This is a genomic window from Pseudomonas sp. BGI-2 (genome assembly GCF_004310295.1).
Classification (GTDB): Bacteria; Pseudomonadota; Gammaproteobacteria; order Pseudomonadales; family Pseudomonadaceae; genus Aquipseudomonas.
Window position 1 is genome coordinate 15,346 of the sequence record NZ_SISB01000020.1, and the last position, 19,663, is coordinate 35,008.

17 protein-coding genes and 1 pseudogene are annotated in these 19,663 nt (G+C 60.1%); 13 read left to right on the forward strand and 5 right to left on the reverse strand.

Features of this window, described 5'->3' with window-relative positions:
* The first annotated feature begins 10 nt into the window (after positions 1-10).
* From ssuD to EYC95_RS14955, 4 genes are read left to right on the forward strand one after another with little or no spacing between them, the layout of a single operon-like run.
* A complete protein-coding gene (ssuD, locus tag EYC95_RS14940; protein ID WP_131061040.1) occupies positions 11-1,159 on the forward strand; it encodes an FMNH2-dependent alkanesulfonate monooxygenase in 1,149 nt (382 codons plus the stop codon).
* An 8-nt stretch (positions 1,160-1,167) separates the two neighbouring features.
* Positions 1,168-1,950, forward strand: a complete 783-nt coding sequence (gene ssuC / locus EYC95_RS14945) for an aliphatic sulfonate ABC transporter permease SsuC (RefSeq protein ID WP_131061041.1) — start codon at positions 1,168-1,170, stop codon at positions 1,948-1,950.
* Positions 1,947-2,753, forward strand: coding sequence for an aliphatic sulfonates ABC transporter ATP-binding protein (gene ssuB, locus EYC95_RS14950; RefSeq protein WP_131061042.1), 807 nt, complete (start codon positions 1,947-1,949; stop codon positions 2,751-2,753). Before ssuC ends, ssuB begins: the two co-directional genes overlap by 4 nt.
* 31 nt (positions 2,754-2,784) lie before the next feature.
* Positions 2,785-3,000: a molybdopterin-binding protein gene (locus EYC95_RS14955; RefSeq protein ID WP_003229256.1), complete on the forward strand. Its 216-nt coding sequence runs from the start codon at positions 2,785-2,787 to the stop codon at positions 2,998-3,000.
* A 139-nt stretch (positions 3,001-3,139) separates the two neighbouring features.
* On the opposite strand, the gene EYC95_RS14960 is transcribed toward EYC95_RS14955, so the two are convergent.
* Together EYC95_RS14960 and EYC95_RS14965 are read right to left on the reverse strand one after the other, a co-directional pair.
* Positions 3,140-3,775, reverse strand: a complete 636-nt coding sequence (locus tag EYC95_RS14960) for a TetR/AcrR family transcriptional regulator (protein WP_131061043.1) — start codon at positions 3,773-3,775, stop codon at positions 3,140-3,142.
* Positions 3,776-3,998: 223 nt separating this feature from the next.
* Positions 3,999-5,375 carry a glutamine synthetase family protein gene (locus EYC95_RS14965; RefSeq protein ID WP_131061044.1) on the reverse strand — a complete coding sequence of 459 codons (1,377 nt, stop codon included), beginning with the start codon at positions 5,373-5,375 and terminating at the stop codon, positions 3,999-4,001.
* Between the two features lie 278 nt (positions 5,376-5,653).
* Here EYC95_RS14965 and EYC95_RS14970 point away from each other — a divergent pair.
* From EYC95_RS14970 to EYC95_RS15005, 8 genes and pseudogenes are all read left to right on the forward strand, one after another.
* Positions 5,654-5,968, forward strand: a pseudogene (locus tag EYC95_RS14970) (gamma-glutamyl-gamma-aminobutyrate hydrolase family protein); the annotation flags it as partial.
* A gap of 103 nt (positions 5,969-6,071) precedes the next feature.
* Entirely contained in the window at positions 6,072-7,430 is a 1,359-nt protein-coding gene (locus EYC95_RS14975; protein WP_131061046.1) for a glutamine synthetase family protein, read from the forward strand.
* 58 nt (positions 7,431-7,488) lie between these two features.
* Positions 7,489-8,853, forward strand: a complete 1,365-nt coding sequence (locus tag EYC95_RS14980) for an aspartate aminotransferase family protein (RefSeq protein WP_131061047.1) — start codon at positions 7,489-7,491, stop codon at positions 8,851-8,853.
* Positions 8,854-9,022: 169 nt separating this feature from the next.
* The gene (locus EYC95_RS14985) at positions 9,023-10,135 is read left to right on the forward strand and encodes a polyamine ABC transporter substrate-binding protein (protein ID WP_131061048.1); all 1,113 of its coding nucleotides are present in this window, start codon (positions 9,023-9,025) and stop codon (positions 10,133-10,135) included.
* Positions 10,136-10,379: 244 nt separating this feature from the next.
* Complete coding sequence (locus EYC95_RS14990) at positions 10,380-11,477, forward strand: polyamine ABC transporter substrate-binding protein (protein WP_131061049.1); 1,098 nt, start codon at positions 10,380-10,382, stop codon at positions 11,475-11,477.
* A 72-nt stretch (positions 11,478-11,549) separates the two neighbouring features.
* A complete protein-coding gene (locus EYC95_RS14995; protein WP_131061050.1) occupies positions 11,550-12,692 on the forward strand; it encodes an ABC transporter ATP-binding protein in 1,143 nt (380 codons plus the stop codon).
* A gap of 35 nt (positions 12,693-12,727) precedes the next feature.
* A complete protein-coding gene (locus tag EYC95_RS15000) occupies positions 12,728-13,609 on the forward strand; it encodes an ABC transporter permease subunit (RefSeq protein ID WP_256656960.1) in 882 nt (293 codons plus the stop codon).
* Positions 13,606-14,496 carry an ABC transporter permease subunit gene (locus EYC95_RS15005; RefSeq protein ID WP_131061052.1) on the forward strand — a complete coding sequence of 297 codons (891 nt, stop codon included), beginning with the start codon at positions 13,606-13,608 and terminating at the stop codon, positions 14,494-14,496. The genes EYC95_RS15000 and EYC95_RS15005 overlap by 4 nt, the downstream gene beginning before the upstream one ends.
* Positions 14,497-14,541: 45 nt before the next feature.
* On the opposite strand, the gene EYC95_RS15010 is transcribed toward EYC95_RS15005, so the two are convergent.
* Complete coding sequence (locus tag EYC95_RS15010) at positions 14,542-15,183, reverse strand: HD domain-containing protein (RefSeq protein ID WP_131061053.1); 642 nt, start codon at positions 15,181-15,183, stop codon at positions 14,542-14,544.
* A 293-nt stretch (positions 15,184-15,476) separates the two neighbouring features.
* On the opposite strand from EYC95_RS15010, the gene EYC95_RS15015 reads away from it, so the two are divergent.
* Positions 15,477-16,442, forward strand: a complete 966-nt coding sequence (locus EYC95_RS15015; protein ID WP_131061054.1) for a GlxA family transcriptional regulator — start codon at positions 15,477-15,479, stop codon at positions 16,440-16,442.
* A 120-nt stretch (positions 16,443-16,562) separates the two neighbouring features.
* Here the strand turns inward: EYC95_RS15015 and EYC95_RS15020 are convergent, their stop codons facing one another.
* Both EYC95_RS15020 and EYC95_RS15025 read right to left on the reverse strand, forming a co-directional pair.
* Complete coding sequence (locus tag EYC95_RS15020; protein ID WP_131061055.1) at positions 16,563-18,974, reverse strand: penicillin acylase family protein; 2,412 nt, start codon at positions 18,972-18,974, stop codon at positions 16,563-16,565.
* A 102-nt stretch (positions 18,975-19,076) separates the two neighbouring features.
* Positions 19,077-19,655, reverse strand: coding sequence for a DUF6436 domain-containing protein (locus tag EYC95_RS15025; RefSeq protein ID WP_131061056.1), 579 nt, complete (start codon positions 19,653-19,655; stop codon positions 19,077-19,079).
* Between the last annotated feature and the right edge of the window lie 8 nt (positions 19,656-19,663).

Sequence of the window (19,663 nt, forward strand, 5' to 3'; positions counted from 1 at the left end):
AGACCACTCCATGAGCCTCAATATTTTCTGGTTCCTGCCTACCCACGGCGACGGCCATTACCTTGGCACTGCCGAAGGCGCTCGCGCCGTCGACCACGGTTACCTGCAACAAATCGCCCAAGCGGCGGATCGTCTGGGCTTCGGCGGGGTTTTGATTCCTACCGGCCGCTCGTGCGAAGACTCGTGGCTGGTGGCGGCTTCGCTGATCCCGGTGACCCAACGGTTGAAATTCCTTGTCGCGCTGCGCCCCGGGATCATTTCCCCGACGGTGGCCGCGCGTCAGGCGGCGACACTGGATCGCTTGTCCGGCGGCCGTGCGCTGTTCAACCTGGTGACCGGCGGTGATCCGGAAGAATTGGCCGGCGACGGTTTGTTCCTGACTCACGAAGAACGCTATCAGGCCTCGGTGGAGTTCACTCGCATCTGGCGCCGCGTGCTGGAAGGCGAAACCGTTGATTACGACGGTCAGCACATCAGCGTGAAGGGTGCCAAGTTGCTCTATCCGCCGATCCAGCAACCGCGTCCGCCGCTGTACTTCGGCGGCTCGTCGGAAGCGGCGCAAGACCTCGCGGCCGAGCAGGTGGAAATGGTCCTGACCTGGGGCGAACCACCAGCCGCCGTTGCCGAAAAGATTGAACAAGTGCGCGCCAAAGCCGCGAAGCTGGGTCGCACCGTGCGTTTCGGCATTCGCTTGCATGTGATCGTCCGCGAAACCAACGCCGAAGCCTGGCAAGCGGCGGATCGGCTGATCTCCCATCTCGACGATGAAACCATCTCCCGCGCCCAGGCTTCTCTGGCGCGATTCGATTCGGTCGGCCAGCAACGCATGGCCGCGTTGCATGGCGGCAGCCGTGACAACCTGGAAGTCAGCCCCAACCTGTGGGCCGGTGTCGGCCTGGTGCGTGGCGGTGCCGGTACGGCGCTGGTGGGCGATGGTCCAACTGTGGCTGCCCGCGTGAAGGAATACGCCGACCTGGGCATCGACACCTTCATTTTCTCCGGTTATCCGCACCTGGAAGAGTCTTACCGGGTCGCCGAGTTGCTGTTCCCGCACCTCGACATCGAACGTCCGGAGCTGCCCCAAGGCGCCAACTACGTCAGCCCGTTCGGTGAGATGGTCGCCAACGACATTCTTCCCAAAGCCGCGTCGCAGAGCTGAGGCGCGCCATGAAGAAAATTATCCACAGCCTCGCACCCTGGGCGTTGCCGGTACTGCTGCTGGCGGTGTGGCAGTTGTCGGTGTCGGCGGGCTGGTTGTCGACACGGATTCTGCCGGCGCCGATCGCCGTCATCGAGGCCGGCGTGAGCCTGGTGCGCAGCGGCGAAATCTGGACGCACCTGGCGATCAGCGGCTGGCGTGCTGCGCTGGGTTTCACCATCGGCGGCAGCATCGGTCTGGTTCTGGGCTTCATCACCGGCCTGTCGAAATGGGGCGAACGCCTGCTCGACAGTTCGGTGCAAATGATCCGCAACGTACCGCATCTGGCGCTGATTCCACTGGTGATCCTGTGGTTCGGCATCGATGAGTCGGCGAAGATTTTCCTGGTGGCGTTGGGCACGTTGTTCCCGATCTACCTGAACACCTATCACGGCATCCGCAACGTCGATCCGGCGTTGGTGGAAATGTCGCGCAGTTATGGCTTGTCCGGCTTCAGCCTGTTTCGTCAGGTGATTCTGCCGGGTGCGTTGCCTTCGATTCTGGTTGGCGTGCGCTTCGCATTGGGCTTCATGTGGCTGACGCTGATCGTGGCGGAAACCATTTCCGCGAGCTCCGGCATCGGTTATCTGGCGATGAATGCCCGGGAGTTTTTGCAGACTGACGTGGTGGTGCTGGCGATTCTTTTGTACGCGGTGCTTGGCAAACTCGCCGACCTCGCGGCCCGCGGACTTGAGCGTGTGTGGCTGCGCTGGCATCCGGCGTATCAGGTTGCCAAAGGAGGTGCCGCATGACCGCTCAACAACCTCCACGCCTGCTGCGCGGGATTCCGCTGGTGGTGCGCAAGCTGCAAAAGACTTTCGGTTCGCGGCAAGTGTTGCGCGAAATCGACCTGCACATTCCGGCCGGACAGTTTGTCGCCGTGGTCGGTCGCAGTGGTTGCGGCAAAAGTACCTTGCTGCGGTTGCTCGCCGGTCTCGACAAACCCACGGGTGGTGAATTATTCGCAGGCTCCGCGCCGCTGAGCGATGCCCGGGAAGACACCCGGTTGATGTTCCAGGAAGCCCGTTTGCTGCCGTGGAAAAAAGTCATCGACAACGTCGGTCTCGGGCTCAAGGGCAACTGGCGGCCGCAAGCGCTGGAAGCGTTGGAGTCGGTCGGCCTGGCGGATCGCGCCAATGAATGGCCTGCGGCGCTGTCCGGTGGCCAGAAGCAACGCGTAGCCCTGGCCCGCGCGCTGATTCATCAACCGCGCTTGCTGTTGCTCGACGAACCCCTGGGGGCGCTGGATGCCCTGACCCGAATTGAAATGCAGCAACTGATCGAACGGCTCTGGCAGAAGCACGGCTTCACCGTGTTGCTGGTCACCCACGACGTCAGTGAAGCGGTGGCGATTGCCGATCGGGTGATCCTGATCGAAGAGGGTGAAGTAGGCCTCGACCTGCACGTTGAGTTGCTACGCCCTCGGGTCCGCGGCTCCCATCGGCTGGCGGCGCTGGAAACCGAAGTCCTCAATCGAGTGCTGTCACTGCCCGGCGAACCGCCGGCACCGGAACCTGTTTCACCCTTGCCTACGCAATTGCGTTGGGCTCAATAACGCACCTTATCCAATGACAGGAATCAACATCATGACTATCAAAGCCATCAACGTTCGTAACCAGTTCAAGGGCTCGATCAAGGAAATCGTATTGGGCGACGTGCTCTCGGAAATCGACGTGCAGACAGCCTCCGGCATCGTTACTTCGGTCATCACCACGCGTTCAGTGAAAGAGCTCGAACTGGTGGTCGGCAGCGAAGTGATCGCGTTTGTGAAATCCACCGAGGTGTCGATCGCCAAGTTGTGAGGGCGTGCGCTGCACTCAACCCCGGAGAGCGTGAGCCCTGATCGTTCCCACGCTCTGCGTGGGAATGCCTCTAGGGACGCTCCGCGTCCAGTGACGCGGAGCGTCACGGGCTGCATCCCCACGCGGAGCGTGGGAACGATCAGATGCCGGCGCGCTTCGGCAAATACGGCGGTAAATACAGACCCAGATACGCATCAAACACCCGCATCCCTTCTTCAGCCATACGCGGCGTGATCTGCCCATGCTGCTGCACCGAACGCGCATACACCCGATCACCCAGCTCCATCGCCAGCGCAAACACATCGACATCGGTCGGCAATTTCGGCAACTCGAAGTGATGATCGAACAGCTTGTGCATCAAGTCGCCCAATTCGATGTCGTGCTGACGGTCGGCCTGGGTGACTTCGGTCAGGCCGTGCTGAGCGAGGATCAGTTGCCGGGCGGCAGCGTCTTCGTCGTAGATGTCGAGCATGCGTTGTTCAACCAGTCGCGACAGGTCGCGCCAGCCGCTGAGGGCGTTGTGATCGATGGGCGCTTGCAGGCAGGCGCGGAATGCGGCGTGGACGTCCGCCGTCAGGGCTTCGAGCAGGGCCGGAACGCTGGCGAAGAAGTGGTAGACGGAGGAGGGCGGGATCTCTGCGCGTTCGGCGACGCTGTAGATCGACAGACTGGCCACGCCCTCGGCGGCCAGCAGCGTGCGGGCGGCATCGAGTATCGAATCGATCCGGGCCTGGCTGCGGGCGCGGGGTTTGCGTGGGGTGGCGAGTCGGGTCATTGAAGTCTCCTGCGGGGCAGCGGGCATTGTACGAGCAGGGGTCGTGTGTTGTCTTCCCGGACGCTTTCGCGGGCAAGCCTCGCTCCTACGGGTCTGTGGCATGCTCATTTTTGCGAACGACTCCGACCTGTAGGAGCGAGGCTTGCCCGCGAACCGCAGCAGGCGGCCATAAAAAAACGCCGTTGGCTTTATCAGCCAACGGCGTTCCTTTTACTGCAACCACTTACACGGTATGCAGGTACCAGTTGTACTCAAGGTCAGAGATGGAGTGTTCGAACTCCTCCAGCTCACTCTCTTTGCACGCGACAAAGATATCGATGTATTTCGGATCGATGTACTTGGCCATGACTTCGCTGTCGTCCAGCTCGCGCAATGCATCGCGCAAGTTGTTCGGCAGGCTTTGCTCGTTCTGCTCGTAGGAGTTGCCTTCCACGGGCGCGCCCGGTTCGATCTTGTTGGTCAGGCCGTGGTGCACGCCTGCCAGAACCGAAGCCATCAACAGATACGGGTTGGCGTCGGCACCGGCCACACGGTGTTCGATGCGCACGGCATCGGAGGAACCGGTCGGTACGCGGATCGCCACGGTGCGGTTGTCCAGGCCCCAGCACGGCGAGTTAGGTACGTAGAACTGTGCGCCGAAACGACGGTAGGAGTTGACGTTCGGGCAGAGGAAAGCCATCTGCGCCGGTAGGGTCTCGAGCACACCGCCGATCGCGTGACGCAGTGCGGCGTTCTGCTCGGGATCCTCGCTGGCAAAAATATTTTTGCCTTCTTTATCAAGAATCGAAATGTGTACGTGCAGACCGTTGCCCGCCTGGCCCGGGTAAGGCTTGGCCATGAAGGTGGTGTCCATCTCATGGTCGTAGGCGATGTTCTTGATCAGACGCTTGAGCAGGACCGCGTAGTCGCAGGCCTTGATCGGGTCGGCCACGTGGTGCAGGTTCACTTCGAACTGCGCCGGGGCACTTTCCTTGACGATCGCGTCGGCAGGGATGCCTTGCTCTTTCGCACCTTCCAGAATGTCCTGGAGGCAGTCGACGTATTCGTCGAGGTCGTCGATCAGGTAGACCTGGGTCGAATGCGGGCGTTTGCCGGACACTGGCGAGCGTGGCGGTTGTGGACGACCGTTCACGTTCTCCTGGTCGATCAGGTAGAACTCCAGTTCGAACGCGGCGCAGATGGTCAGGCCCATGTCGTCGAACTTGCGCACCACATTAGCCAGCACTTCTCGCGGGTCGGCAAAGAACGGCTGGCCTTCAAGTTCGTGCATGGTCATTAACAGTTGCGCGGTAGGGCGCTTCTGCCAGGGTTCATTGCACAGGGTGTCAGGGATTGGATAGCAGATTCGGTCAGCATCGCCGATGTCCAGGCCCAGGCCGGTGCTTTCCACCGTCGAGCCATTGATATCCAGAGCAAATAGAGAGGCCGGCAGGTTGATGCCTTTCTCGTAAACCTTGTGGAGGCTGGTGCGTTCAATGCGCTTGCCGCGCACCACACCATTCATATCCGCAATCAGAAGGTCAACGTACAGAACCTCAGGATGTTCCTTAAGGAACGCGTTCGCTTCGTTAAGCTGAACGGCACGCGGGGGTACCGACATGATGCAACACCTTTGTTGTTAAAAATATCAATCATTGATCTCTTCGGGTTTCAGTCAACCCGAACGGCCTGCCGAAGTCAAGCGAGGCCTTTTTTGCCCTAAAAAAGCGCCCGTAGGGCTTTTTTGAGGCAGTTTGGGGCGTTTTTATGCCTTTAAGCGCTTTGGCGCCCGCGAGCTTGAGCGGGCCGTGTTGTATTTTTTACGGGGGTGTTGTGTAAAAAAATGAACAAGGCTAAGCTCGATTCAAACCCATAACAGCAATAATACCGGGGTGCTTCATGTCTCGCCTGCCGTTAATCGGCGTCGCCATCTGCTCAAGGCAGATCGGTCTGCATGCTTATCACATCAGTGGCGATCGTTGCGTTCACGCCAAGGCAAGCGTTGCCAAAGGCGTGCCGTCGACTCTTCCTTCCTCGGCGAACCTGCTGCCCCCGTCCGATATTCTGGACGGTCTACACGACATTCTCTTTACTGGCCCTCCTTCCAATATAGAACCGTTTCACGCTGACAGCCCGACCAACGCGTCGGGTTATGCTCGTGATTCTGCACGCGCAACTACGCTCTCGCTGACCCACGCCATTACCCGAGTGGGTAGTTGTGCTTGGCCATTGCAGTGGCAATCTGTATCACACGACGCCGATGCGTCAAACAACGCCTGACTTATAAGAGTCAGGAAACTCAGCCTAAGAGGCATTTATGAGTCACAACCTCGACCAGCTCACCGATTGGTTGAAAGACCACAAGATCACAGAAGTCGAATGCATGATCGCCGACTTGACCGGGATCACCCGGGGCAAGATTTCGCCGACCAACAAGTTCATTGCCGAAAAAGGCATGCGCCTGCCCGAGAGCGTTCTGTTGCAGACCGTGACCGGCGACTATGTCGAAGACGACATCTATTACGAACTGCTCGACCCGGCCGACATCGACATGATCTGCCGCCCCGACCAGAACGCGGTTTACCTGGTGCCCTGGTCCATTGAGCCGACCGCCCAGGTGATCCACGACACCTACGACAAGCAAGGCAACCCGATCGAGCTGTCGCCGCGCAACGTGCTTAAAAAGGTCCTGAAACTCTATGCCGACAAGGGCTGGCAGCCGATCGTGGCGCCGGAAATGGAGTTTTACCTGACCAAGCGCAGTGACGACCCGGACTACCCGCTGCAACCGCCGATCGGCCGTTCCGGGCGCCCGGAAACCGGTCGTCAGTCGTTCTCCATTGAAGCGGCGAACGAATTCGATCCGCTGTTCGAGGACGTCTACGACTGGTGCGAATTGCAGGAACTGGACCTCGACACGTTGATCCACGAGGACGGCACGGCGCAGATGGAAATCAACTTCCGTCACGGCGATGCCCTGTCCCTGGCCGACCAGATCCTGATCTTCAAACGCACCATGCGCGAAGCCGCGCTCAAGCACGACGTGGCGGCCACTTTCATGGCCAAGCCCATGACCGGCGAGCCGGGCAGCGCGATGCACTTGCACCAGAGCATCATCGACATCGAGACTGGCAAGAACGTCTTCTCCAATGAAGACGGGACCATGAGCCAACTGTTCCTGTACCACATCGGTGGCTTGCAGAAGCTGATCCCCGAGCTGTTGCCGCTGTTCGCGCCGAACGTCAACTCGTTCCGCCGCTTCCTGCCGGACACCTCGGCGCCGGTGAACGTGGAGTGGGGCGAAGAGAACCGCACCGTGGGCCTGCGGGTTCCGGATGCCGGGCCGCAAAACCGTCGGGTGGAAAACCGCCTGCCCGGCGCTGACGCCAACCCGTACCTGGCGATCGCCGCGAGCCTGCTCTGCGGTTACATCGGCATGGTCGAAGGCTTGAACCCGAGTGCGCCAGTAGTGGGTCGAGGCTATGAACGCCGCAACCTGCGCCTGCCGCTGACCATTGAAGACGCGCTGGAGCGTATGGAAAACAGCGCGACCGTCGAGAAGTACCTGGGCAAGAAATTCATTACTGGCTACGTCGCGGTCAAGCGGGCCGAGCATGAAAACTTCAAGCGCGTGATCAGTTCGTGGGAGCGGGAATTCCTGCTCTTCGCCGTCTGATGCGCCGGGCGCGACTGCACTTGGTCGCGCCCTTCACCGAAACCTTAGGAGAATTCGCATGACCAGCAACAACCCGCAAACCCGTGAATGGCAAACCCTGAGCAACGATCACCACCTGGCCCCTTTCAGCGACTTCAAGCAGCTGAAAGAGAAAGGCCCGCGAATCATCACCAACGCCAAGGGCGTTTACCTCTGGGACAGCGAAGGCAACAAGATCCTCGACGGCATGGCCGGCCTGTGGTGCGTAGCGATCGGCTACGGTCGCGATGAACTGGCCGATGCCGCCAGCAAACAGATGCGCGAACTGCCTTACTACAACCTGTTCTTCCAGACCGCTCACCCGCCGGTGCTGGAACTGGCCAAGGCCATCGCCGACATCGCGCCAGAGGGCATGAACCACGTGTTCTTCACCGGTTCCGGTTCCGAAGGCAACGACACCATGCTGCGTATGGTCCGCCACTATTGGGCGATCAAGGGTCAGCCGAAGAAGAAAGTCATCATCAGCCGCAAGAACGGCTATCACGGTTCCACCGTGGCCGGCGCGAGTCTGGGTGGCATGACGTACATGCACGAACAAGGCGACTTGCCGATCCCGGGCATCGTCCACATCGCGCAGCCGTACTGGTTTGCTGAAGGCGGCGACATGACGCCGGAAGAGTTCGGTATCTGGGCGGCCAATCAGCTGGAAGAGAAGATTCTGGAAGTCGGCGTGGACAATGTCGGTGCCTTTATCGCCGAGCCGATCCAGGGCGCCGGCGGCGTGATTATTCCGCCAGACACCTACTGGCCGCGCATCAAGGAAATCCTCGCCAAGTACGACATCCTGTTCGTGGCTGACGAAGTGATCTGTGGTTTCGGCCGTACCGGTGAGTGGTTCGGTAGCGATTTCTTCGACCTCAGACCCGACATGATGACCATCGCCAAAGGCCTGACGTCCGGCTACATCCCTATGGGTGGCCTGATCGTGCGTGACGAAGTGGTGGCGGTGCTCAACGAAGGCGGCGACTTCAACCACGGTTTCACCTACTCCGGGCACCCGGTAGCGGCTGCGGTAGCGCTGGAAAACATCCGCATTCTGCGCGAAGAAAAAATTATCGAGCACGTTCATGCCGAAACGGCACCCTATTTGCAAAAGCGTCTACGGGAACTGAACGATCACCCGTTGGTGGGGGAAGTGCGCGGGGTCGGTCTGTTGGGGGCCATCGAACTGGTTCAGGACAAGGCCACTCGCAAGCGTTACGAAGGCAAAGGCGTCGGCATGATCTGCCGCACGTTCTGCTTCGACAACGGCCTGATCATGCGTGCCGTGGGGGACACCATGATCATTGCTCCGCCACTGGTGATTACCAAGGCTGAAATCGATGAGCTGGTGACCAAGGCACGCAAGTGCCTGGACCTGACCCTGAGTGCGTTGCAGGGCTAAGTGCTAGGCTCTGGGCGAGAGTCATTAAACTTTCGCTCAGAGCAGATCTAAAGGGTGGCCTTTCCTTGAAAGACCGCCTCGGATCTTGCCAGACTAGCTGCGGTTCCAGTTGTCCGGGTTCGGCCGCTGAACAAAGTGGTTCAAAAAAGAAAAATTTGGAGCATTACGAATGAAGGCATTAGGAAAAAAGCTTGCTGGCAAGACACTCCTCGCCATGTCCCTGATGGGCATGATGGCGGGTGCGGTTCAGGCGGACGACAAGGTGTTGCACGTCTATAACTGGTCCGACTACATCGCTCCGGACACCATCAAGAAGTTCGAAACCGAGTCCGGCATCAAAGTCGTTTACGACGTCTTCGACAGTAACGAAACCCTGGAAGCCAAGTTGCTGGCAGGCAAGTCCGGCTACGACATCGTCGTACCGTCGAACAACTTCCTGGCCAAGCAGATCAAGGCTGGCGTTTACCAGAAGCTGGACAAGTCCAAGCTGCCTAACTGGAAAAACCTGAACCCTGATTTGCTTAAAGCGGTATCGGTGAGCGACCCGGGCAACGAACACGCTTTCCCGTACATGTGGGGTTCGATCGGTATTGGCTTCAACGCCGAGAAGGTCAAGGCTGCACTGGGTGCCGATGCGCCAACCAACTCCTGGGACCTGCTGTTCAAACCTGAAAACGCCGCCAAGTTGAAGTCGTGCGGTATCAGTTTCCTCGATTCGCCAACCGAGATGATTCCGGTGGCGCTGCACTACCTGGGCTATCCAACCGACAGCCAGGACAAAAAACAACTGGCCGAAGCCGAAGCGCTGTTCCTGAAGATTCGTCCTTCGGTGGGCTACTTCCACTCGTCCAAGTACATCTCCGACCTGGCCAACGGCAACATCTGCGTCGCCGTGGGTTACTCGGGTGATATCTACCAGGCCAAGTCCCGTGCGGCTGAAGCCGGTGACAAGGTGAAAGTCAGCTACAACATTCCGAAAGAAGGTGCAGGCAGCTTCTATGACATGGTCGCCATCCCTAAAGATGCCGAAAACGTCGAAGGCGCCTACAAGTTCATGACCTTCCTGCAGAAGCCGGAAATCATGGCTGAAATCACCAACGCCGTGCGCTTCCCGAACGGTAACGCGGCCGCCACCCCATTGGTCGAAAAAGAAATCACCGCCGACCCAGGCATCTACCCGCCAGCGGACGTGTTGGCCAAGCTGTACGCGATCGCCGACTTGCCGGCCGCGACCCAGCGGATCCTGACGCGCAGCTGGACCAAGATCAAATCGGGTAAGTAAGAAGTAGACCCCGTAGGAGCGAGCCTGCTCGCGATAAAAGCTGCAACACCGAGGGGTGTCAGACACCCCTCGTTATCGTTGGCGACCATCGCGAGCAGGCTCGCTCCTACAGGGATATCTGCATAAAAGTTTTGCTGGAACGGTTTTTCGAAGGTAAGTTGCGCGCCGGTTTAGTTGCCGGGCAGCCATGGCTGTCATGTAACGCGGGGCAACTTGGGCCCAACTAATTTTAGAGGACCTCCACGTGCCTATTTTTTCTTTGTTGCGCAATGCACTACTGGTCGGCGCGGGGCTGACGTTTGCTGTCAGTGTCCAGGCTGCCGGTACCGTGCATATTTATAACTGGTCAGACTATATCGGTCCGACCACCCTGGCGGACTTCCAGAAAGAGACCGGCATCAAACCGGTGTATGACGTCTTCGACTCCAACGAAACCCTGGAAGGCAAGTTGCTGGCCGGTCGTACCGGTTACGACGTGGTGGTGCCGTCCAACCACTTCCTCGGCAAGCAGATCAAGGCGGGCGCGTTCCAGAAGCTCGACAAGTCGAAACTGCCGGACTATGCCAACCTCGATCCGGTGCTGCTCAAGCGTCTTGAGCAAAACGATCCGGGTAACCAGTACGCCGTGCCGTACCTGTGGGGCACCAACGGCATCGGTTACAACGTCGACAAGATCAAGGCTGTGCTGGGCGTCGACAAGATCGATTCCTGGGCTGTGGTATTCGAACCGGAGAACATCAAGAAGCTGCACAGCTGTGGTGTGGCGTTCCTTGATTCTGCCGATGAAATGATGCCCGCCGTCCTCAACTACATGGGCCTCAACGCCAACAGCACCAACCCCGAAGATTACAAAAAGGCCGAAGCCAAGTTGCTGGCGGTGCGGCCTTACGTGACGTACTTCCATTCTTCCAAGTACATCGCCGACCTCGCCAACGGCGACATCTGCATCGCCATCGGTTTCTCCGGCGACATGTTCCAGGCCAAGGCCCGCGCGGAAGAAGCCGGCAAAGGCATGAACATCGCCTACTCGATTCCGAAAGAGGGCGGCGCGCTCTGGTTCGACATGCTGGCAATCCCCAAGGATGCGGCCAACGTCAAGGAAGCCCACGCCTTCATCAACTATCTGTTGAAACCCGAGGTGATCGCACAAGTCAGTGACTCTGTTGGCTATGCGAACCCCAACCCTGGCTCGGACAAGTTGATGGAACAGTCCATCCGCACCGACGAGTCGGTTTATCCGCCGCAAGCAGTTCTCGACAAGACTTATGTGTCGGTCGAGTTACCACCAAACATTCAACGTTTGATGACCCGCAGCTGGACCAAGGTCAAGACGGGTAAATAGCGACAAGGCTCAAACTATCCAAAGTTCGCTCACCTTGAGCGAACTGCACTCTTTTTTTTGGGAGTTTCGTAAATGGCAGTTGCCTCCGGCGCCTATAAGAAAGCCCTCGAGGGCGACCAGACACCTAAACAGGTGCTGGTCAAAATCGACCGGGTCACGAAGAAGTTCGACGAGACGATTGCCGTGGACGATGTGTCCCTGGAAATCAAGAAAGGCGAGATTTTCGCCCTGCTCGGCGGTTCGGGATCGGGCAAGTCCACGTTGCTGCGCATGCTCGCAGGCTTCGAACGGCCCACGGAGGGGCGCATTTTCCTCGATGGCGTAGACATCACTGATATGCCGCCGTACGAGCGGCCGATCAACATGATGTTCCAGTCCTACGCCTTGTTCCCGCACATGACCGTGGCGCAGAACATCGCCTTCGGCCTCAAGCAGGACAAAATCCCTGCCGCTGAAGTCGATGCCCGTGTCGCGGACATGCTCAAGCTGGTTCAGATGACGCAGTTCGCCAAGCGCAAGCCGCATCAGTTGTCCGGTGGCCAGCGTCAGCGTGTGGCGCTGGCGCGTTCCTTGGCCAAACGGCCGAAGCTGTTACTGCTCGACGAACCGATGGGTGCGCTGGACAAGAAGCTGCGCTCGCAAATGCAGCTGGAGCTGGTCGAGATCATCGAGCGCGTCGGCGTAACCTGCGTCATGGTGACCCACGACCAGGAAGAGGCCATGACCATGGCCGAGCGCATCGCGATCATGCACCTGGGCTGGATCGCCCAGATCGGCAGCCCGATCGACATCTACGAAACCCCGACCAGCCGCCTGGTCTGCGAGTTCATCGGCAACGTCAACATCTTCGACGGTGAAGTGATCGACGACGCCGAAGGCCACGCGACCATCACCTGCAAGGACCTGGACCGCCAGATCTACGTCGGCCACGGTATCAGCACCTCGGTGCAGGACAAATCCGTGACCTACGCGATCCGTCCGGAAAAACTGCTGGTGACGCCGATCCAGCCAACGTGCGAATACAACTGGTCCAGCGGCAAGGTGCACGACATCGCCTACCTCGGTGGTCACTCGGTGTTCTACGTCGAACTGCCGAGCGGCAAGATCGTCCAGTCCTTCGTGGCCAACGCCGAACGTCGTGGCCAGCGCCCAACCTGGGGTGACCAGGTTTACGTGTACTGGGAAGACGACAGCGGCGTGGTGCTTCGCTCATGAACATGCGCAAGTTCAAACGCCGCCTCAATCGAATAATTCCCGGTGGCCGCCAACTGGTCATCGGGGTTCCGTTCATCTGGCTGTTCCTGTTCTTCATGTTGCCGTTCTTCATCGTTCTGAAGATCAGCTTCGCCGAAGCCGATGTGGCCATTCCGCCGTACACCGAGATCTATACCTTCGCCGAACAGAAATTGCAGTTGCTGCTTAACCTCGGCAACTACGCGATGCTGGCCGGTGACGAGTTGTACATCGCCGCCTACCTCGGCTCGTTGAAGATGGCGTTGATCAGCACCGTCCTCTGTCTGCTGATCGGCTACCCGATGGCCTACGCGATTGCCAGTGCCCGTAAAGAGATGCAAACAGTGCTGGTGCTGCTGATCATGATGCCGACCTGGACCGCGATCCTGATCCGCGTCTACGCGTGGATGGGCATCCTCAGCAACAACGGCCTGCTCAACGGTTTCCTGATGACCATGGGCTGGATTGACGAGCCGCTGCAGATTCTCAACACCAACCTCGCCGTGTACATCGGCGTGGTGTATTCGTACCTGCCGTTCATGATCCTGCCGCTCTACGCCAACCTGGTGAAGCACGACAACAGTCTGCTGGAAGCTGCATCCGACCTGGGTTCGAGCACCTTCAACAGCTTCTGGAAGATCACTATTCCGCTGTCCAAGAACGGCATCGTCGCCGGCTGTATGCTGGTATTCATCCCGGTCGTGGGCGAGTTCGTGATCCCGGAACTGCTCGGCGGTCCGGAAACCCTGATGATCGGTAAAGTGCTCTGGCAAGAATTCTTCAACAACCGCGACTGGCCGGTGGCATCTGCCCTGGCGGTGGTGATGCTGTTGATCCTGATTGTGCCAATCATCCTGTTCAACCGTAGTCAGGCCAAAGAAATGGAGGGCAAGGAATGAAGCGCTTCCGTTTCTCAAGTTTCATGCTGGTAGCGGGTTTGCTGTTCATCTACGCGCCGATGCTGATCCTGGTGATCTACTCGTTCAACGCCTCCAAACTGGTGACGGTGTGGGGTGGCTGGTCGATCAAGTGGTACGTCGGCTTGATGGACAACACCCAACTGATGGGGTCGGTGGTGCGCTCGCTGGAAATCGCCTGCTACACGGCGGTGGCGGCGGTGGCACTGGGTACGTTGGCGGCGTTCGTCCTGACCCGTATCACCCACTTCAAGGGGCGCACGCTGTTCGGTGGCCTGGTCACCGCGCCGCTGGTGATGCCCGAAGTGATCACCGGTCTGTCGCTGTTGCTGCTGTTCGTGGCGATGGCGCAGATGATCGGTTGGCCACAGGAACGCGGCATCGTCACCATCTGGATCGCCCACACCACGTTCTGTGCGGCGTATGTGGCGGTGGTGGTGTCGGCGCGGTTGCGTGAGCTGGATCTGTCCATCGAAGAGGCGGCCATGGACCTGGGTGCGCGGCCGTGGAAGGTGTTCTTCCTGATCACCATCCCGATGATCGCGCCCTCCCTGGGGGCCGGCGGCATGATGTCCTTCGCTTTGTCGCTGGATGACCTGGTGTTGGCCAGCTTCGTCTCGGGGCCGGGTTCCACGACCCTGCCGATGGAAGTGTTCTCGGCGGTGCGTCTGGGGGTGAAACCCGAGATCAACGCCGTGGCCAGCCTGATTCTGCTGGCGGTATCGCTGATGACCTTCCTGGTCTGGTTCTTTAGCCGCCGTGCCGAAGAAGCGCGCAAGCGTGCGATCCAGCAAGCGATCGAAGAAAGCGCTGCCGACTCCTGGAAGCAACCGGACGTGCGTCGCGCGCAGGCGCCGGAAGCGGCTTAAAGCGTTGGCCACAATTACGTGGCCAACCCCGCTCCCACAGTCGTTTTAGGAAACCCAAGGCGATTTGCGGATGATCTCGACAAAGTTCATCGGCTTGAAGCCCGGCTCGCTGTCCACCAGTACATCCGCGTTCACCGTGCCGAACGTGGTGTCGGGTTTGTGTTTGAAGCCGTTGGCGAACGCACACAGGATGCATTCCTTGAACCCCTCGCCCCGTGGATGCGCATGCACTACCGCTTCACGCTGCACCGTGGAAAACGCGGCGTAGTCGATGCCCAGCACATCCATTTCCACACCAGCGGTGACCAGCGCAACGTTAGGCCGCAAGTGTTGCGGCACGCCCGGCGTGGTGTGCAGGGCAATCGACAGCCACACCTGTTCGATATCGCCATCCGACAAACCGTAAGGCTGGAGGAACGCCTTGGCGGCGTTGGCGCTGTCGACTTCGAAGCGCTCGTTGTCCGTGCGATGACCTTCCACCAGGCCCAGGTCATGGAACATGGCGCCGACGTAGAGCATTTCCGGGTCGTAGGCCAACTGCTTGCGCTCACCGCTCAGGGCGCCGAACAGAAACACCCGGCGCGAGTGGTGGTAGAGCAGGTCGGACTCGGCATCGCGAATGTATTCAGTGGTGGCCCTGGCCAACGCGCTGTCGGGGATTTTGATACCGGCAATGTTGCTGCTCATGGTGCTTTCCTCGTGGGGAACGCCGTGGCGGCGCTGATGGAGCAAGTCTGTTCCCGCCTCCCCAACCGGACAATCGATCCATGGCTGCGATCCCGGCCAATGAACAGGCATATCGCGCCAACCTCGCTTGTTGCGCCCGGATTGGCTAAGTTTGCTCTCTGTGAATGGTCTTTTGTGGCGAGGGGATTTATCCCCGTTGGGCTGCGCAGCGGCCCCAAAAAGTCTGGGAGCGCTGCGCGCTCCAACGAGGATAAATCCCCTCGCCACAGGTGATCCGTAGAGGCAATCGAACCATGAGTAAAACCGTTGCCATCGTGGTGTTCGCAGGCGTCCAGTCGCTGGACGTCACCGGTCCCATGGATGTGTTTTCCGAAGCCAACCGGTTCCTCGCACCGCACGACCATTACCGGTTGGAGGTCATCGGCGTCGAACGCGGGGCGATGCCGTGCTCCAACGGTTTGTCACTCAGTGCCCATCGGCATTTCAGCGAAGCGCTGGAGGCTTATGACTTGCTGCTGGTGGCCGGCGGGCCGCAGTTGCCGTTCCTGGATTTTGGCGCGGCATTCGATGCCTGGTTGCGTGATGCCAGCGCGTTGGCGCAACGGTTTGGCTCGATCTGCAACGGCGCGTTCATGCTGGCGCGAGCCGGATTGCTCGAAGGACGGACAGTCACCACCCACTGGGGCGATGCAGCGGCGTTGGCCACCTTGTGCCCGTCGACTCAGGTTGAGGCCGATCGCCTCTACGTTCAGGACGGCGAGCTCTTCACCTCGGCCGGGGTCACGGCGGGGATCGATTTGTCGCTGTACTTGCTGGCGCAGGACCACGGGCCGGAGGTGGCCTTGAGCGTGGCCAAGCGGCTAGTGGTGTTCACCCAGCGCTCGGGCGGGCAATCGCAGTTTAGCCCGTTCCTCACGCCCCACGCCGAACCGACGTCGGCGGTGGCACTGGTGCAGCTCTACGTCCTGGCCAACCTCACAGGCGACTTGACCATTGCCGATCTGGCGAACGCGGCCAACATGAGTGCGCGCAACTTTTCCCGGGTGTTCACCAAGGAGGCGAAAATCACCCCGGCGGAATTCGTCGAGCGGGCGAGGGTGGATGCGGCGCGGGTGCTGCTGGAAAGCACACATTCACCGCTCAAGACGGTGGCGTATCAGTGCGGCTTTCGCGATGCCCAGCATATGCGCACGGTGTTCAATCGCAGGCTGGGGGTGACGCCGCAGCAGTTCAGGCTGAATTTTGCGGCGATGGTTTGAGCAGGAATTTGTGTTGTCCTTAAGGGCCTCTTCGCGGGCAAGCCTCGCTCCTACAGGGGTATGCGGTCATCTGTAGGAGCGAGGCTTGCCCGCGAAGACGTCGGCCCGGTCAACCAAAATCTACGGCGCAGCCCGCGCCGGCAAGAACTTCAACGTACTGCGCGTATTGGCCGTGACTTCTTCGTCATTGAAATGCGCCTCGTAGTAAATCCCTTCGACATACGCCTCAGCCTGATCGTCGTAGTGGCTGTCGAATGGCACGCCGCTCTGGCCGACCGGGTTGATGGTCAGGCTGTGGGCCGGGTCGGCGAAGTCGATCAGCCGCCGGGTCGACGGACCATATGTCACGGGCCACGGTGCCGGGCCGATTTTGGCCGAGAGGTTGTTCGGTACTTCATGGGTGCCAGGCGCCGCGAACGGGCCGACGTTGAAGATCCGGTTCAGCGGCTTCTGCATCCCCAGCGGATGGCCGTGAGTCAGGGTGTGCGCCTTGCCCCACTGCCATAGCGCGAAGTCAGCGCCAAGGGTGGTCTTGAGATGGGCGATGCTCGCTTGCCAGGCCACCTTGACCGTGTCGGCGCGGGTCTCCTTGCCGAGGGTGTTGCGGTTGTCCCACCACGGCGAGTCGGCGGTCGCGGCGAGGCGTGGTAGCGCAGCGTCGATCACACGGGTCGAGAGCAAAGTTTCGAAAAAATCATTGCCCAGCTCATCGTGCATCGTCGCGTCAGCCAGGTTGAACAGGAGCTGGTTGAACAGCGTGGCGATGGTGGAATCCAGCGGGTAATCGCCTTTCCATTGCGCCAGTTGCTCCACCAGTTTGAGTTCGGCAGGATCGCTGACCACTTCACGCAGGACCGGCAACAACGGTGCCAGTAAGCGCGGGCCGTAGGCGGTGGTGGTGCCCAGTTGCAGCTTCTGGTTCGCCTCGTTGTCCCACTTCACGCTCTTGTCGCTGAGCTGGCGATTGAGTTGCTGACCCCGGTCGGCGAGGTTGTAGTAACCGGGTATCTCCATGCCGGTCGGCGACACCGGTTGGAAGTTGGCCGAGACGATGTAGCCACGCGCCGGGTTTTCTTCCTGCGGGTTGGCGCTGAACGGGTAGAAACCTTCCTTGTCCGCCTGATGGGTGCTGCCGTCGAGGATGAAGCCGGGTTGCACTCCGGCGGCGCGTTTGGACAGCAGCGCCGAGGCCCACCAGCCGATGTCACCCTTGGCGTTGGCGTAAACGATGTTCAAGCCCGGTGCCTGAACCTTGGCCGCTGCGGCGCGAGCCTTGGCCAGGGTGTCGGCGCGGTTGAGCTGGTAGAAACCCTCGAGGATCGGGTTCGGCGTTTCAAGGAACGCCCACCACATGGCCACCGGCGTCTTGCCGGCGGCGGTGCCGAGTGCATCGTTGATGATCGGGCCGTGGGGCGACTGGCGCAGTGTCAGCGTGACCGGCGCCTGGCCCTTCACCGCGATCTGTTGCTCGGTGTTGACCATGTCGACCCATTTGCCGCGATACCAGACCTGGTTCGGGTTGTCCGGGTTGACCTTCTCGGCGATCAGGTCGAGGTCGTCGTTCTGGAACATCGTCAGGCTCCAGCCGAAGTCCAGGTTGTGGCCGAGAAAGGCAAACGGCACCAGTGCCTGATGATGGCCGTACAGGTCGAAGCCCGGCGCCGACAGTTGTGCCTCGTACCAGACCGACGGCACCGAGAAGCGGATGTGCGGGTCACCGGCCAGCAGCGGTCTGGCGCTTTTGCTGCGGTTGCCGGAAATCACCCAGGCGTTGCTGCCTTCGAATTGCGGCAGGCCGTTGTTGGCCAGCGCCTGTTCGCTCAGGCGGGCGAGCGCGTTCAGGTCTTTCCAGTCACTGGCGGCGAGGGCGGGGCCGGGTGTTAAACGCGATTTGGCCAACACGCCTTTGGGCTGCCAGTCGAGCTCGAAAATGTTCAGGTACTCGGCGCCCAATTGGTCGCGCACAAACGTCAGTAAAGGTTCGGTGCGAAACGCTGCGGCGAAACTGTAAGCCATGTACCCGGCGACGCTGATGCTGTCTTCGGCGGTGAAAGGGCGCTTGTGGATGCCCAGCACGTCGAACTCCATGGGCGCCGCGTGAGTGTCCTGATATTGATTGATGCCATCCAGATAGGCTTCCAGCGCCTTCCACGCCGGTGACTGACGATCCAGCGCGGCCACGTAACTGTCGGCGCGTTCGCGGATGCGCAGGCTGCGGAACAGTTTGTCGGTGTCGAGCAGCTTCGGGCCGAGGATTTCTGCCAGCTCACCCCGGGCGAGGCGGCGCATGGCTTCCATCTGGAACAAGCGGTCCTGGGCCTGCACATAGCCGAGGGTGCGGTAGAGGTCGGTTTCGTTTTCTGCGCGGATGTGCGGCACGCCGCGCTCGTCGTAACGCACGGTCACCGAACCCTGAAGGTGCTGCAACTCCACCTGACCCTGGCGCGTCGGCTGCTTGATGTACACGTACCCGCCGACGCCGATGACGAGCGTGACGATCAGCAATACCAGTACGGTCAGGACGCGTTTCATGGTGACTCCTTGTTCTTCGGAATTGCCGCCCGTGCGGGCTGCAAACATTTAGCACAGACCTCCTGTGCCGGGCATCGCGGTCCTGGAAAAGTCAGGATTGCCTTACTTCACTTCCTCCGGCCAAGGGCAGTAGCAGCCGACCGCCAGCGTATGGGTGGCGCCCACTGCGCGACCTTCACTCAGTGCTTGCAGGATGGGCTCGATAAAGCTGTTGTTCGAATTGCAGGTCAGGCCTTCGCTGTACGGACCGAAATACGCCAGTTTGCCGCTGCGGTCCCAGATCGCCACCGCCGGGCTGGCAGGGATCTGTTCGGAACCCGGGAGCACGGTGATGGTTTTCAGGCTGCTCAGGGTGCTGGGCAACTGACCGTGGCTGCCGGGTTTTTGTACCGCGTAAAACTCCACGCCTTGCGGCACGTAGTGCTCAACCAGTTCGGTCAGGTGTTGTTGGTTGCCGACATTGCACGGGCAGGCCGGATCCCAGAAATGCACCAGGCGAATGGCGCCGGGGCCGGCCAGTTCGTCGGGCAGGCGCAGCGGATCGCCGGAAAATACCGCGGTGTGTGAACTGAAGGCGCGCAGGTAGCGCCCCTGAAACCAGTCATAGGCCGCCCACAAGACGCCGGCGCACACGAGGGCGAGCAGGCTGGCAAGCAGTGTGGTGCGGTAGGCCGGACGCATGGGTTTCA